At 70.4% G+C, this 15,866-nt stretch carries 11 protein-coding genes; 1 reads left to right on the forward strand and 10 read right to left on the reverse strand.

Translation table 11 applies throughout. From position 1 onward, the window contains the following. Nucleotides 1-39 precede the first annotated feature (39 nt). Genes D6T63_RS12400 through D6T63_RS12410 form a run of 3 tightly spaced genes read right to left on the reverse strand, consistent with a single transcriptional unit; the run spans nt 40 to nt 7,256 of the window. Complete coding sequence (locus D6T63_RS12400; RefSeq protein ID WP_120149367.1) at nt 40-3,483, reverse strand: ATP-dependent helicase; 3,444 nt, start codon at nt 3,481-3,483, stop codon at nt 40-42. After that, nucleotides 3,483-6,743, reverse strand: a complete 3,261-nt coding sequence (locus tag D6T63_RS12405; protein WP_120149368.1) for an ATP-dependent helicase — start codon at nt 6,741-6,743, stop codon at nt 3,483-3,485. The genes D6T63_RS12400 and D6T63_RS12405 overlap by 1 nt, the downstream gene beginning before the upstream one ends. Before the next feature lie 57 nt (nt 6,744-6,800). Then, nucleotides 6,801-7,256 carry an MGMT family protein gene (locus tag D6T63_RS12410; protein WP_120149369.1) on the reverse strand — a complete coding sequence of 152 codons (456 nt, stop codon included), beginning with the start codon at nt 7,254-7,256 and terminating at the stop codon, nt 6,801-6,803. A 75-nt stretch (nt 7,257-7,331) separates the two neighbouring features. On the opposite strand from D6T63_RS12410, the gene D6T63_RS12415 reads away from it, so the two are divergent. Continuing rightward, nucleotides 7,332-8,066 carry a 3'-5' exonuclease gene (locus tag D6T63_RS12415; RefSeq protein WP_120149370.1) on the forward strand — a complete coding sequence of 245 codons (735 nt, stop codon included), beginning with the start codon at nt 7,332-7,334 and terminating at the stop codon, nt 8,064-8,066. An 82-nt stretch (nt 8,067-8,148) separates the two neighbouring features. Here D6T63_RS12415 and hemL read toward each other — a convergent pair whose 3' ends face one another. From hemL to hemG, 7 genes are all read right to left on the reverse strand, one after another. After that, complete coding sequence (hemL, locus tag D6T63_RS12420; RefSeq protein ID WP_407923748.1) at nt 8,149-9,468, reverse strand: glutamate-1-semialdehyde 2,1-aminomutase; 1,320 nt, start codon at nt 9,466-9,468, stop codon at nt 8,149-8,151. A gap of 40 nt (nt 9,469-9,508) precedes the next feature. Beyond that, entirely contained in the window at nt 9,509-10,495 is a 987-nt protein-coding gene (gene hemB / locus D6T63_RS12425) for a porphobilinogen synthase (RefSeq protein WP_120149372.1), read from the reverse strand. Beyond that, nucleotides 10,492-11,364, reverse strand: coding sequence for a uroporphyrinogen-III synthase (locus D6T63_RS12430; RefSeq protein ID WP_147394366.1), 873 nt, complete (start codon nt 11,362-11,364; stop codon nt 10,492-10,494). Before D6T63_RS12430 ends, hemB begins: the two co-directional genes overlap by 4 nt. 5 nt (nt 11,365-11,369) lie before the next feature. Further along, nucleotides 11,370-12,335 carry a hydroxymethylbilane synthase gene (hemC, locus tag D6T63_RS12435; RefSeq protein WP_120149374.1) on the reverse strand — a complete coding sequence of 322 codons (966 nt, stop codon included), beginning with the start codon at nt 12,333-12,335 and terminating at the stop codon, nt 11,370-11,372. After that, nucleotides 12,335-13,489 carry a ferrochelatase gene (locus D6T63_RS12440; RefSeq protein ID WP_120149537.1) on the reverse strand — a complete coding sequence of 385 codons (1,155 nt, stop codon included), beginning with the start codon at nt 13,487-13,489 and terminating at the stop codon, nt 12,335-12,337. Before D6T63_RS12440 ends, hemC begins: the two co-directional genes overlap by 1 nt. Before the next feature lie 47 nt (nt 13,490-13,536). Then, entirely contained in the window at nt 13,537-14,256 is a 720-nt protein-coding gene (gene hemQ, locus D6T63_RS12445) for a hydrogen peroxide-dependent heme synthase (RefSeq protein WP_120149375.1), read from the reverse strand. Between the two features lie 78 nt (nt 14,257-14,334). Continuing rightward, nucleotides 14,335-15,864, reverse strand: a complete 1,530-nt coding sequence (gene hemG, locus D6T63_RS12450) for a protoporphyrinogen oxidase (RefSeq protein ID WP_328588672.1) — start codon at nt 15,862-15,864, stop codon at nt 14,335-14,337. Nucleotides 15,865-15,866 lie beyond the last annotated feature (2 nt).

The raw sequence follows: 15,866 nt of genomic DNA on the forward strand, positions 1-15,866 counted from the left end.
CCCGGTCGGGCCCGCCGTCGCCGTCTCCTCGACCGTGCCTTACGCGTGTCCGTCCGCCGAGGTGCCTGCCGCCGCGATGATGTCCTCGAGTTGGGCGGCATGGGACAGATCGTGCGGCCGCACCACCAGGTTGTCCGCGACGTAGAAGAAGGCAGCCCGCACCTTCTCGAGCGGCACCTCCTTCAGCCGTGACCAGGCCAGCCGGTACACGGCGAGTTGCACGGCTTTCGCCGCTCGCCGGTCGGGAGCCGGAGGCCGGCCCGTCTTCCAGTCGATGAGGTCCCACCCGCCGTCCGAATCGCGGAAAACGGCGTCGATCCGGCCGCGCACGACAATGCCGCCGATCTTCGTCTCGATGGGGGCCTCGATTGCGGCAGGTTCACGCAGCGCCCACTCGGACTGTTCGAAAATCGCGGCCATGTCCTTCAGTCCGAGCGTCTCGTCCACGTACGCGTCCGCGCCGCCGGGGTACTCGCCGAGATCGAGCATCCCGCCCGATCCGTAGAACTCCTCGATCCAGGCGTGGAAGGCCGTGCCCTTGCGGGCGGCTGATCCTGGGCGCCGGGGTAGCGGTCTCCGCAACTGCTGCATGACGGCATCCGCATCCTCACGCAGCTCGACGAGCATCGACGCGGAGATGTGCGAGGGGAGCGCGAGCGGCATCCGTTCACGCTCGCGCGCCTGGCGGGCGAGCGCAAGCCTCACCTCGCGGCCCCAGCGCCCGCCATCGACGTCGACGTCGAGCGTGGGAGCTGTTGCCTGCTCGAGGACGGCGCGCGCCGCCTGCTCCAGGTCTGCACGCCGGGAGCCGAGCGGATCGAACGGCCACACGGCCCGCTCCGGCCTCGCATTGGCGGGGTTCGCATCCCCCTCGTCGCCTTCGACCAGCCAATGCGGCAGCGTGAATCCGGGGGATCCGGATTCGGCGAGGGCCGCGAGGTCGGTCAGGTAGGACGAGGGCCCTGACGGTCGCGACCGACCACGGCTCCACGCCGACGAGGTGCACACGAGGGCGTGCTTCGCGCGGGTGAAGGCGACGTAGGCCAAGCGTCGTTCCTCGCGCTCGGCATGTGCCCTGGCCTCATCGGTGAACTCCTTCTCGCTGGCCAACCATTCCTTCTGGTCCCGCTGTTCCCAGTCCCACTGGGGTAGCTCGGGAGCGTCACCACGCAGGGGCCAGGGGATCGAGGAGTCTCCGGTGCTCCAGCGGGAATCCTTGCCGCTGGGGAAGGATCCTTCATTCAGGCCCGGCACGAACACCACGTCCCACTCGAGGCCCTTCGACGCGTGGACCGTGAGGAGCTGCACCGCGTCCCTGCTGGCCTCGAGCTGCGTGACAGGCAGGCCGTCCTCCTCCTGGTCGGCGGCCTCGAGCCATGCAAGGAAGGCAGGGAGATCGACCCGCTCGGCGCTGGATACGAACCCTGCGACGGCTTCGGTGAAGGCGTCGAGGTTGCGGCGCGCCTCGTGGATGCTGACGCCGGGCTTCGCTGCCACCTCGATGTCCAGAAGGATGGTCCGCTCGACCTCGCCGATCATGCTGCCGAGATCGTCGCCCACGAACCCTCGAAGGCTTCGCAACTCCCTCCTCAGGACGTCCAGCCGTTCGCGCGCGATACCGCTGAGCGACCTGCCGGAGGAGGAGACCCAGTCCGACGGCGGAAGGTAGTCGACCGCCTCGACGAGGCTCCCCGCCTCGGCGAGGTCGGGCGCAACAACGGCGTCCCTGCTCTGCTCGTCATCGAGCGCCTCCCCCGCTGTGGTGCCGCGTCGGAACATCGCCTCCCTCGTCCGGGCCAGCTGCCTCGACCAGTCGCCGAGTGCCATGAGATCCGCAGCCCCGAGACGCCAGCGAGCACCTGCCAGGAGCCTGAGCATCGAATCCGAGCGGTCGGGGTCGCCGAGGACCCTGAGGGTGGCGAGCAGGTCGACGATCTCGGGAGTCCGCAACAGGCCTCCGAGGCCGACGACCTGCACCGGCACACCTGCGCGTTCGAGTTCACGGCGGATCGGTTCGAACTGCTTGCGCCCGCGGCACAGGACCGCCATCGTCGGCCGGAGCGGCACGCCGTCGTCGCCCTTCTCGAAGGAGCGACGGCGCTGGCGCAGCACCTCGCGGGCGATCGCCTCGGCCTCGCTGAGGACGGGGGCGGCCGGCCCCGGTGGCCCGCCGTTCTTCGCCGGGACGGCCGGGTTGACAGGAGCGTCCGTGAGGAAGCGCCCGAGCGTGACGTCACCGAGCGGCGCCGCCGGCCGTGCGACGAGGCGGGGAACCTGGTGCACCGGGGCGTTGCGGAGCCAGGGTGCGGGAACATTGAGGCGCTCCGACACCGTGTTCGCCGCCTCGAGGATCGACGTCGAATTCCGCCAGGCGACCGACAGGTGCGCCACCCCGGACGGGGTGCGTTCGTCGGCGGCAATTCTCGGGAACGCGGTGCGGAAGGTTCCGAGCTGGCCCGCGGAGGCTCCCCTGAACCCGTAGATCGACTGGTGCGGGTCGCCGACGGCGGTGACGGACCGGCCGTCGGCGAACAGGCGGGAAAACAGGACCATCTGCGCATGGGAGGTGTCCTGGAACTCGTCGAGCAGTATCACCCGATACTTCTCGCGCTCCATCTGTCCGGCTTCCGGGATGTCCTGCGCGATCCTGGCCGCGAGCGACACCAGGTCCCCGAAATCGAGCTGTCGGCGGGCCAGCTTCGCGGCGGCATACCGGTCGACGAGTTCGGTGACCGTGACGCGGGTGCGCAGCTTGTTCAACAGCTCCTGGACCTTCTGGGCTGCGGCCTTGCTGGAACCCGCCACGTAGGGCTGCGACGCGACGAAGTCGATGTGGCGTCGGAGCTCGTCCCGCACGGTCGCGGGGCTCACAAGATGCTCCGCACACTCCCCCGCCATGTCGAGGAGGCCCTTGACGAGAGTGCTCTTCGCTGCCGTGAAGTGCTCCCACTCGCCGTCGTACGCTTCCACGACGGACGAAGCCAGCTGCCACGACTGCGCGGTACCGAGCATGACCGAATCACGTTCGACGCCGATGCGCAGGCCGTAGTCCTGCACGATGCCGTTCGCGAAGGAGTGGTAGGTCGAGATGGCGGGGTCTAGTCGGTCGAGCGCATCCCCGCCTGCTGTAGCGTCATCACGCGAGAGCGCTGCGTACAGCAGCGCCAGTCGCTGCCGGACGCGCGAGGCGAGCTCGCCGGCTGCCTTCCGAGTGAAGGTGACGCCGAGGATCTGCTCGGGGCGCACCAGGCCGTTGGCAACGAGCCAGACCACCCTGTCAGCCATGGTTTTGGTCTTCCCCGATCCGGCACCCGCGATGACGAGCAGGGGCTCCAGCGGGGCCTCGATCACCCGCGCCTGGTCCTCGGTCGGATACTGCACCCGAGCATCAGGATCCGAATGCAGGAGATCAGCCAGTTGCCGAGCCGAGTAGCGCGGGACCGTCGTCCCGGCGGCCGCCCCGCGGATTGTCTCCGACACCACTACTGGGTCACCTGCTTACCCTCTTCACACAGGGGGCAAACCTCCGGCAGGCGGCAACCGCTTCCTCCGAACCCGGAGCGCCGGGGGTCGTGGATGGTGTCGAACGTCGCGGCAGACATCAGTGCGGCGGCCTCCTCGATCATGGTCCTCGCCCAGGTATCCCTCGGCTCCACCGGTGGCTGCTCCTGCACGGACACGTTCTTCGATGTGGTGCCCAGCTGCACGAGGGAAGCACCTCCGGGAGCCGTGCTTCCCGAGTCAGGGGAAACCGTTCCGGTGTCGTCACCGTCGCCCCCGTCATCCAGCAGCGCACCCGACGCCACGGCCGTCTGGTAGGCGGCCAGTTGCGGATGGTGGGTGATGTCGGCGACGGCGGGAGCGCTCTTGCCTGTCTTGAGGTCGACGACGACGAAACGACCCTCGGCGTCGAGCTCGAGCCGGTCGATCTGGCCACGGAGCCGTGCGATCCTCTGGACACCGTCCAGTTCGACATCGAGATCCACCGAGAAGTCCACTTCGGTGGCCCGGAGCGTCCGTCCGTCCTTCCTCATCGACAGGACGTAGGCGGCGAGCTTGCGTACCATCCCCTCGGCGCGCCTGAAATCGGCTCGACCTTCCCATGTGTCCTTGATGCCCAACTGCGGCCAGCGACGTTCGAGTTCGCGGACGTACTCGTTGCCGGTGGCGTCCGGGAGATCCTGCGCGATCTGGTGGACGAGGGTACCGAGCGAGCGGGCGAAGTCCGTGGTGCGCTCTCCCCCTGCCGCGGAGACGAACCAGCTGAGGGGTGAAGTCAGTACGGACTCGACCTTCGAAGGCGACACCGGGATCGGCTGGTCGACGGGAACCACGGGCTCCTCGCTGCTCGGTCCGAGGATGCCCCACCACTGGGCCGGGTGGGCGCCGGGCACGGGTGGCTCCAACACCGCCATGCGTCCGAGGTGCCGGACGGCCTCCCTCGACAGCGCTGCGCTCGCCCGGGGGTCCTGGGCGAAGGTGCGCAACTCCGCGACCAGGGCACGGAGGGTGACCGGACGCAGGACCTGGGTGCGCGGCCGCTCGGCGAGGCCACTCGGCAGAGGGTCCACCACATCGAGGAACTGCGAGGCCTGCTCGTCCTGGGAGGAGACGGCGCAGCAGACCAGTTCCTGCGTGGCCCGCGACACCGCGAGCGAGAAGGTCCGTAGCTCGTCGAAGCGGATGTCCTGCAGCAGCGACACCGGGTCCCTCGTGCTCCGGAAGGACTCGCCGTGATCGAGCAGGGCCCGCAACTCGCCGGAACCGAGTAGTTCTCCCCTGAGGCGGAGGTTCGGCCAGACGCCCTCCTGCACGCCGGCGACGATCACCAGGGGCCAGTGCCGCCCTGCCGCACTCGCGGGAGTAAGCACAGACACCGACGCCTGCCGCTTCGTGCGCTGCGCCAGCGTGTCCATCGGGATGTCCTGGCTGAGGATGTAGTCGAGGAAGAGCTCGGGATCGGCACCGGGCATCTGCTCCACGAAACGCTCCGCAGTATGGAACAGGGCCATCATGGCGTCCAGATCCCGATCCGCGCGGGTCGAGGACGGGCCTTCGGACAGGGCTGCTGCCGACCAGCGCTGCGCGAGTCCGGAGGCCGACCAGAGCGCCCACAGGACGGTCTCCGGGTCCCGCGCCGGGTCGGCGACAGCCGCCTTTCCGGCGTCGAGCATACGGTACAGCCGACGCGCGGGCGCGCCCTCGGTCGGGAGTGCGGCAATCTCGTCCGGCGCGGAGAACAGCGCGGTGAGAAGCTCGTCGCTCGTTCGTCCCCCGCCCCGCTGCAGTTCCGTACGCCGCAGGATCTGGCGCAGTCGCCGCAGATCGAGGCTGCCGGCGCCGCCGATCCTCGAGGTGAGCAGCGAGATGCAGAGTTCGGTGTCCAGCTCCGCACGCCCCACCACGACGGCGAAGAGGTCGAGCAGCGGCCGCACCGCCGGCTCCTCACGGATGGCCGTCTCAGCGGCAGGAACATTGACGGCGATACCCTGCGCCGTGAGGAAACGCTGCACCGCCGACACCTGTGCGCCGTTCCGGACGATCACCGCGATGTCGTCCAGGCTGCGCTCCCCGAACAGGTGGGCCTCGAGCACCCGCTGCGTGATGAACCGCTGCTCGTGGAATGCGCTGTCGAGCACGTGCGCGGAGACGACCGGTACGTCCGTCGTCGACGGGGGCAGGGATCGGTAGGCCGTGCTGACTCCGCTCGTCGCGATGCGGGCGGCGACATTGCCCCACGCCTCGGCGAGGCTGCCGGTCAGGGTCAGGGATCCGGGCAGTGTCACGGTGGTCAGCCCCCCACCGCGGCGGAACAGGGTGGACAGGCGCCCGGCCAGTTCCGGACGGGCACCACGGAAGCCCTGGGCCACCGTGTCGGGACAGGATGTGATCACGACGTCGTTGCCCGCCCCGATGAGCCCCAGCAGTGCATGGACGGCGGGATTCGCCTCCTGGTAGTCGTCCACGAGGACGAGCTGAAGGCGTTGGCGCTCCCGGTCGAGGAAGTCCTGATCCGTCTCGAGGATCTCGCGTGCGGCGGTCAGGATTCCCGCCGGGTCGAATGCTTCGGGCATTCGAAGGTCGAGGACGTCACGATACTCGCGGTAGAGGGCAGCCGCCGCCACCCAGTCCGGGCGATCGAAGCGCTGTCCCCAGGCAGCCAGATCCTCCGCCGGCACCCCGTACTCGCTCACCCGGTCGAAGAGGTCCCGGATCTCCTGCCGGAATCCGCGGGTCGGCAGTGCCAGGGCCAGGCTCGACGGCCAGTCGAGCAACGGGGCGCCGTCGCGTCCGTGCCCGGAGAGGAGCTCCTTGATGATGAGGTCCTGTTCGGCTCCCGAGAGGAGCCTCGGCGCACGCGTGATGGTGGGGGTGCGACCCTCGGCCCGGGCCCGGCGGATGAGGTCGAAGGCGTAGGAGGACCAGGTCCGTGCGGGCGCCGTGCTGATGCTGCGATCCAGTTTCGCCGTCAGTTCGTCCCGGAGCCTGGTGGCGGCTGCACGGGTGGGTCCCAGGACGAGGAGCCCCTCCGGGTCGAGGGTTCCTGCCTCGATCCGACGGACCGCCAAGTCGGTGAGGAGCGAGGATTTCCCGCTTCCGGGTGCGCCGAGGACGAGGACCTGACCGGTGATGTCCTGCAGCGAGTGGAGGACGACGTCGTATCCCCTCGCGGGAACGCGGGGAGGGGCGATCCCGGCGCCGGCGACGGAAGCCGGCGGGACATCGTTGAGAGTGCTCGTCATGTATCTAGACCATCACATGCCACGGACAATCAGCGGTACCGCAACAGGGGTGCCTTGCTACGGTCCGGCGCGCCTGAGGGACGCGCCGAGAGCGGCCAGGACGGCATGGTCCGCATCCGACGGCCACCAGCGGGCGGAAGCAAGATCCACGCGGAAGTCCTCCGGATCGGTGGTACCCGGCCGGACGGACAGCGGCGTGCACTCGTCGTCGTAGTGGGGCCGCGCGTGCAGCGCCATCCCGCGCGCGGGATGACCGCCGGCCCGAAGCACCCGCCACCAGGGCACGTCGCGCGAGGCGCGGGACAGGGCCCTGCCCACCTGGCGCGGACCGCCGCATGTGAGCAGCTCGGCGATGTCCCCGTACGTGAGCACCCGGCCCTCGGGTATCAGCTCCGTGACGTCCAGGACCGCCCGGGCGTAGGCCTCGGAGACGATGCGGGGCGCGGGTTCCCGTGCCTGTTCGACGTTGTGCTGCCCGAGGGGCTCCCCGCCGCCGACGGGTGGTGTGCGCATGCGTTCAACCCTAGTCCCGGGCGCTCGGCGGAGCGGCACCGCCAATTCGTCGGACCCCGCCAGTACCGTGGTGCCATGACGAGCTGGCACATGGCACCGAGGGCGGCCTTCGACCTCGAGACGACGGGACGCGATCCGTTGTCGGCGCGTATCGTCACCGCGACGATCATCCTCGTCGACGGCTCCGGCGCCGTGCTGGAACACCACGAGTGGCTGGCTGATCCGGGCGTCGACATCCCGGACGGTGCCGCCGCCATCCACGGCATCACGACGGCGCACGCGCAGGCCCACGGCCTGCCCGCCGCCGACGTCGTCCGGGGAATCTCCGCGGTGCTCGCGCGCCTGTTCGGCGACGGCGTACCCGTCCTCGCCTACAACGCGCGCTACGACTTCACGGTCCTCGCACAGGAGGGGCACCGCCACGGGGTGGAGACGCCCCGGCCCTCGCCCGTGATCGACCCGTTCATCATGGACAAGCAGGCGGACCGGTACCGGCGGGGCAAACGCACGCTGACGGCCGTCTGCGAGCACTACGGGGTGCCCTTCGAGAACGCGCACACCTCCGCCGCGGATGTCCTCGCTACCCTGCAGGTGGGCCGGATCCTCGCCGAGCACTACGCCTTCCTCCAGCGGCCGGCAGCCGACCTTCACGCAGCCCTGATCGTCTGGGCGGACCGCCAGGCGGCGAACTTCGAGGAGTACCTCCGCAGGACGGACCCTGACGCCATCATCGAGCGGGCGTGGCCGATCTTCGGAGAAGCATCGGATGCGACCGGAGAGGTCCTGGTGCCGGTCGGCTCCGCCGCCTGAACGGCGACGGCTCCCCCGTAGCCCGGTATGCCTTATGCGCCAAGGAATCGTCGGACCGGCCTACTTCTCGTGCCGCGACGCCTCAGGCGAGCGGCACGGCGGCTGCAGCTGCCCTGGCCGCGGCGGGCAGTGCCGCGTGGATGCGCTCCATGGCGGCGTCGTCGTGCGCCGCTGAGAGGAACCAGGCCTCGTACACCGAGGGCGGGAGGTAGACGCCCGAGTCGAGCATGGAGTGGAAGAACGGACCGTAGCGGAAGGCTTCCTGGCCCTGCGCGTCGGCGTAGTTCCACACCCCGTGATCGGCGGTCCCGAAGGCCACGCTGAAGAGGTTCCCCGCCCGCTGGATGGAGTGATCGACCCCTGCCCTCGAGAGTTCCACGGACAGGGCTTCGCTCAGCTCCAGCGAACGCGCGTCGACATGACGGTAGACGTCGTCGGTGGCGGCGGTCAGGGTCGCGACGCCCGCGGCCATGGCGATGGGGTTGCCGGAGAGCGTGCCGGCCTGGTAGACCGGCCCGATCGGTGCGAGGTAGTTCATTACATCAGCCCGTCCGCCGAGGGCAGCCGCGGGGATTCCGCCGCCGATGACCTTGCCGAAGGTCAGGAGGTCCGGCGTCCATGGATGCTCGGCGTCATCGGCCCCGCCCGTCAGTTTCCAGAATCCGCCCGCGTGGGTGCGGAAGCCCGTCATGACCTCATCCACGATGAACAGCGCGCCGTGCTCCGAGGTGATGCGGCTCAGGAAGGCGTTGAAGCCGGGTGCGGGCGTCACGACGCCCATGTTGGCCGGTGCCGCCTCGGTGATGACGGCCGCGATGTGCTCGCCGTGCGTGCGGAACGCCTCCTCGACGGCCTCGACGTCGTTGTAGGGCAGGACGAGGGTCTCGGCGGTCGTCGCCTCCGTGACTCCTGCCGATCCGGGCAGCGCGAGGGTCGCGACGCCGGACCCGGCGGACGCGAGGAGGCTGTCCACGTGGCCGTGATAGCACCCGGCGAACTTGATGATGAGGTTGCGCGAGGTGAACCCGCGGGCGAGCCGGACCGCGGTCATGGTCGCCTCGGTCCCGGTGGAGACCATGCGCAGGAGCTCGACGGCGGGCACGCGCTCCTTCACGAGCTGCGCCAGGTCGGCCTCGGCCGGTGTGGAGGCGCCGAAGGTCAGCCCGTGGTCGACGGCGCGATGCACCGCAGCAATGACGTCGGGGTGGGAGTGGCCGAGCAACGCCGGGCCCCACGAGCAGACGAGGTCCACGTACTCCTTGCCGTCGGCGTCGGTGACGTAGGCGCCGTGGGCATCGACGAGGAAGCGCGGCGTCCCGCCGACCGATCCGAAGGCGCGGACCGGCGAGTTGACGCCGCCGGGCATGAGGGCACGGGCGCGCTCGTACAGGGTGTCGGACATCGGCGCCGAGGTCGTCGAAGGGTTCGTCATGATGCGGTCCTTAGCTGTGGTGTTCGTCGAGCCAGAGCGCCAGCTCCGAGGCCCAGTAGGTGAGGATCATCTGCGCACCGGCGCGCTTGATGCCGAGGACGGACTCCTCGATGGCACGTCGGCGGTCGATCCAGCCGTTCGCAGCAGCGGCCTCGATCATCGCGTACTCCCCGGAGATCTGGTAGGCGGCAACCGGCACCGGTGACATGGCCGCGACGTCGGCGAGGACATCGAGATAGCTCATGGCGGGTTTGACCATCACCATGTCGGCGCCCTCCTCGATGTCGAGCTCCACCTCGAGGAGCGCCTCCCGGCGGTTCGCCGCGTCCATCTGGTAGGTCCTGCGGTCGCCGACGAGCTGTGAGTCGACGGCCTCGCGGAACGGGCCGTAGAACGCGGAGGCGTACTTGGCGGCGTACGCGAGGACCACGGTGTCCTGGTAGCCCTCCTCGTCCAGGGCCTGGCGGATGACGGCGACCTGGCCGTCCATCATGCCGGAGGGGCCGAGGACATGGGAACCGGCCTTGGCCTGCTCCACGGCCATCCGGGCGTACAGGGCCAGCGTGCCGTCGTTGTCGACAGAGCCGTCGTCGGCGAGCACCCCGCAGTGGCCGTGGTCGGTGAATTCGTCGAGGCAGACGTCACTCATCACGACGAGCGAGTCCCCGACCTCGGAGCGGACAGCCGCAATCGCCCTGTTGAGGACGCCGTCGGGGTCGATCCCCGCGCTGCCCGTCGCATCGCGGTGCTCGGGGATGCCGAAGAGCATGATGCCGCCGACGCCGCGCTCCACGGCTTCCGCCGCTGCGCGCTTCAGGGAGTCCGTGGTGTGCTGCACGACGCCGGGCATGGAGAGGATGGGCGACGGCTCGGTGAGCCCCTCGCGGATGAACGCCGGCAGGATCAGTTCGGACGGGTGGACGCGGTACTCGGCCACCATGCGCCGCAGCGCGGGTGTCGAGCGCAGCCGTCGCGGGCGGTGCTGGGGGAAACTCATGACTTCTCTCCGTTGTCTGGTGCGGGCGCGAGGGTTTTCCCGTCGCTGCGGAAGGCCTCTTCGACGGCCGCTGCGATGCCCTGCGGTGTCGGATCCGTGGCTGTCGCTCCCGGTCCCCAGCCCTGCGTCCGCAGGGCCGCTGCCGTGGTTCGGCCGATGGCGACGGGATGGAAGGCCAGGGGCCCGTCGGCCAGCCTTTCACGAAACTGGAGGACCGCGCTCGGCGCCGTGAAGACGACGGCGGGCTGGACACCGGAGGACGCGAGCGCGACGACGCCGTCCGGCGCCAGCAGCGGTGGCGGCGTTCCCTGCTCGACGACGCCGGGCACACGCCGGGCAGGGTCCGCCGGGTACGGGACGGTGCGGTAGACCTCGATCCGGCGCACCGACCAGCCGAGGCCGGTCAGACCGGCCCGGAGGTCGTCGGGCGCGAGATCGGCCTGGGGCAGGAGGACCCCGCCGTTCCCGCGCTCGAAGGCCCGGAGCAGGCCCAGGGAGGACGCGTCCTCCGGAACAAGGTCGACGGTGATGCCGGCGTCGGTGAGCAGGCGGGCCGTGGCCGAGCCGACGGCGGCCACCCTGGCCCCACCGGTCGCGACGGCACCGGCGAGCGTGCCCCCTCCCGAGCGGGTGAGCAGCTCCAGGGCGTTGACTGCATTGCCGCTCGTCACCACGAGCCAGCGGTACTCCCCGCGACCGAGGGCCAGAAGCTCACGGGAGGCGGCTCCGACGTCGACCGGCAGTTCGGCGTCCGTGAGGGGCAGCGCGTACACGGTCATGCCCATCGACGTCAGTTCCGCGGCGATCCGCACCGACCGCGAGGGATGCCGGAGGACGATCACCACCCGGGACGCCCGATCATCCGCCACGAGGGCTAGCTGTTCAGCGGCGCGATGTCGGCGGCGCCCGACGCGAGCAGCTCCTCGGCGAGCTCGAGTCCGAGCCGCGCGGCCGCCACGGCATCGGTGGCGCGTGCTGACCGGGTCCGGCGGAGGATGGACCGGCCATCCAGGCTGCAGACGACGGCCTCGAGGGCGAGATCCTCTCCCTCGATGCGCGCGAGTGCCCCGATCGGCGCGGAGCACCCGGCCTCGAGCTGCAGCAGGACGGCTCGCTCCGCAGTCACGGCGAGGCGTGTGGGCAGGTGGTCGTAAGCGGCCAGTGCCTCGCGGACGTGCGGCATCGCCTCGCTTTCCCGGCACTCGACCGCCAGCGCACCCTGCCCTGGAGCGGGCAGCATGACGTCGGTGTCGATGAGCTCCGTGATGGCGTCCTCCCGCCCGAGGCGGCGCAGGCCGGCGGCCGCAAGGACGACGGCGTCGAGGTCTCCGGGCGCGCCCATGACGAGCCCCGCGACCCGACCGAGGCGCGTATCGACGTTTCCGCGGATGTCCACGACCTCGAGCCCGGGACGCGCGGCCCGGAGCTGTGCCGCGCGCCGGGGCGATCCGGTGCCTACGCGCGCCCCGTCAGGAAGTGTGGCGAGCGTCAGCCCGTCCCGCGCGCAGAGGGCGTCGCGGACATCCTCGCGCTCGGGCACGGACGCTACCGTGAGGCCGGGCGCGGGCAGCGTGGGGAGGTCCTTCAGGGAGTGCACCGCGATGTCGCAGCGTTCCTCGAGCAGCGCGTCCCGCAGTGCCGCGACGAAGACGCCCGTGCCGCCGATCTGCGACAGCGAGCCCTTCAGGACATCACCTTCGGTGCGGACCCGCACGAGCGCGTAGGGGAGCTCCGCGAGCCCCGAGACCCGCTCGGCGACCGTCGTGGTCTGGGTCAGCGCGAGGGTGCTGCCCCGCGTCCCGACCCTGATGCCTGGAGAGCCCGGGCTGCCCGGCGCCATCACGGGCCGGGGTTGGGCAGCGGCGTGCCCACGGTGGAGTCGACGGCGGCGACCGTCGGCTTCTCTCCGCGGCGGTTCGCGCAGCAGTTGGGCCGGCACACGTCGAACCAGGGTCCCAGCGCCGTCGTGGACGGACGATCCGTGATGGTTCCCTCGACGGTCCGCTCGAGGATCAGGTCGATCAGGCCCTCGACGAACTTCACGTGGGTTCCCGGGGTAGGGACCCTATCGGCCACGATCCCGAGTTCCCCGCAGGTCTCCATGGCCTCCGTGTCGAGGTCCCAGGCCACCTCCATGTGGTCGGAGACGAACCCGAGCGGGACGATAACGACGCCACGCGTGCCGTTCTCGTAACGGTCGCGGAGCGCGTCGCTGATGTCCGGCTCGAGCCACGGGATGTGGGGGGCACCGGAACGGGACTGGTAGACCAGCGACCATTCGACACCGGCAGCCTCGGGGATCCTGTCGAGGACGGCCTGCGCGGTCGCGAGATGCTGCGCCACGTAGGCCCCGCCCTCGTAGGCGGGCCCGCCCTCGCCGTCGCGCGGACCCGCCGCTTCGGCGTCTCCCATGGGGATCGAGTGGGTCGAGAACATGATGTGCACGGGGGCGTCGGGTTCCCCCTTCTCGGCGAGGCCGGCGCGAACCTTCGCGAGGCCCTCGCCCACGCCCTCGACGAAAGGCTCGACGAAGCCCGGGTGGTCGAAGTACTGACGGACCTTGTCCACCTCGAGCCGTCCTTCCAGCCCGGTCTTCACGAGGGCCATCCCGAGGTCCTCGCGGTACTGGCGGCAGCTCGAGTAGCAGGAATAGGCACTCGTGGTCACGGCGAGCACCTTGCGGTGACCGGCGTCGTACGCCTCCTGGAGAGTGTCGGCGATGAAGGGCTCCCAGTTGCGGTTGCCCCAGAACACGGGCAGATCGATACCGCGACGACGCAGCTCGGCCTCCATCGCAGCGCGCAGGGCGCGGTTCTGGCCGTTGATGGGACTCACGCCGCCGAAGGCGCGGTAGTGGTGCGAGACCTCCTCGAGGCGCTCGTCCGGGATGCCCCGGCCGCGGGTCACATTACGCAGGAAAGGGATGACGTCGTCCTGGCCCTCGGGTCCGCCGAAGGAGGCGAGCACGACGGCGTCGTACGCCTTCGGTGCCATCCGGCCGTTCTCGTCGACCCCGTCGAGGGGGTTGAATGCCTGTGTCGTCACTGGAGCACCTCTGCAATCTCGTCGTGGTTGATCCGCCGGCCCGTGTAGAACGGCACTTCCTCGCGGACGTGGCGGCGTGCCTCGGTCTCCCGGAGGTACCGCATGAGGTCCACGAGGTCCACGAGTTCGGGAGCCTCGAGTGCCAGGATCCATTCGTAGTCGTTGAGGGCGAAGGATGACACCGTGTTGGAAATGACCTGCGGGTACTTCCTGCCCTTCAGCCCGTGGTCCATGAGCATCCCGCGGCGCTCGTCGGTCGGAAGGATGTACCACTCGTAGGACCGGACGAACGGGTAGACGCAGACCCACTCCGCGGGAGCCACGCCGCGGGAGAAGGCGGGGCTGTGGGACTTGGAGAACTCGGCGTCGCGGTGCACGCCCATGGCCGACCACACCATGGTGGTCTCGGCGAAGATCGCCGTGCGGCGCAGCCTTCGGATGGCCGCCTGCAGGTTCTCGGGACGCGGGCCGTGCAGCCACACCATCACGTCGGCGTCGGCCCGGAGCGCGGAGACGTCGTAGAAGCCGCGCAGCACGACGCCGTCCGACTCGAAGGATGCGATGACCTCCTCCAGCGTCCGGGCACCGGAACCAGCGGTCGCGGTACCCCGCTTGAAGACGGTCCAGAGGGTGTAGAACAGTTCACCGGCGGCGTCGTCGCCCTCCCCGGTGTGCTGTGGAGCGTGGGCGGGGTTGCTACCGGTTAGCTCAGTCATGGTACTAGTTTGCCCCTTGGCCGAAGGCGAACCGAAATCCTTTTCTTCTACGGCGGGTAGAAGAGATTAAGGTCACCTTCAGTCGGTCGGGTCCCCGGTGAGCGGGGCATCGGCGAGCGCACTGGCGAGGGCTTTCGCACGTGCCCGGGCGTCGTCGATGACGGCGACGAGACCGGTTCCGGCGAGCCAGCCACCGGTGATGCCGAGGGTCCTGGACTCCTCCGCGACGAGCGCGCGGATGCGGGCCACGCGCTCACGGTGTCCCACGGAGGCGTGCGGCAGCGCGCCCGCCCACCGCACGACGTCCCAGTCGAGGACGTCCGCTGCACCGATGGGCACGCCGAGGAGCGATGATGCGTCCGCGAGCGCGTGCTGGTAGAGGACGTCGTCGTCCGAGGCGAGCCCGACGTCGGCCGGGGTGTCTCCCACGCGTCCGAAGGACAGGCGCAGCACGTGCGAGCCGGGACCGGCCTGGTCCCGCAGCCACGCCCACTTCGCCGTGGAGTGGGTGAGCGCCTTGGCCGCGACGCCCTCGACGCCGCGTGCGACGAGCACCCCTGTTCCTCGCGGCCGCGCATCGAGTTCCGGCACGTCCACGATCAGGGTCACGAGGGCGACGCCGGGAACGGGGTCCGGTCGCTCGGCGGCGAGCGTGGGAATGGCCGGTGCCAGCAGGTCGACGGCGGCGCGGCCTTCCGTCGCGACGAGGACGCCGTCGGCCGCGATCCTGCGCGTCAGCCCCGAGTGCTCGGTGGTGACCGTCCACGCCGACGCGGAGCGTGCCACGGAGGAGACCTGCTCGCCGGTCCTCAGATCGGCGCCGTCCGCCCGGAGCTGTTCCACGAGGGCGTCGCGGAGTTGCGCGATCCCGCCGACGAGCCCGCCGACGGCGGCTCCGGCGGGCGCGGCTTCGCGCAGCGCTCCTGCAGCAGCACCGAGGGATCCGAGGCGACCCATCGTGACCCGGAGGCCGGGTGCCACGGAGTCGACGTCGAGGTCGTCGGGGTCGGCCGAGAAGACGCCACCGGCGACGGGCGCCACCAGGCGGGTGAGGACCTCCTCCCCCATGCGGGTCCGCACGAGTTCACCCAGGCTGACCTTCTTGCGCGTTGCCAGGGACCCGACGGGCAGGACCCTGTCCAGTGCCGCCCGCAGGGCACCGGCACGGCCGATCACGGCGGTGATCGCAGGAGCGGAGGGGTCTGCGGGAATCCCGAGGACACCCGAGTTGGGCAGCGGCTGCGCGGACGCCTGCAGGTCCTTACCCGGGAGCTGCACCCACGCGCCGGTGGCATCCGGTGAGACGATCCGGTCCCCCAGGCCCAGTTCGGCGGCGAGCGCCGACACGGTGGCGGACCTTGTGGAGAAGGACTCGGCGCCGCTGTCGAGCTGGAAGCCGCCGAGCATGCGGCCGTCGACCGTCCCGCCGAAGCGCCCCGACCGCTCGAGCAGGGTGACGTGGAGACCCTGTGCCAGCAGTGTCCGCGCGGCCACGAGCCCGGCCATCCCTCCGCCGATCACCACGACGGTACGAGGGCGGGGGCCCTGCGTCAGGGCGATGTCTTCCTGCACCCCTGCTGCGGCGTCTGTCCGAGCCCCCTTCGGCACGA

Source organism: Arthrobacter cheniae (genome assembly GCF_003602275.1).
GTDB lineage: Bacteria > Actinomycetota > Actinomycetes > Actinomycetales > Micrococcaceae > Arthrobacter_D > Arthrobacter_D cheniae.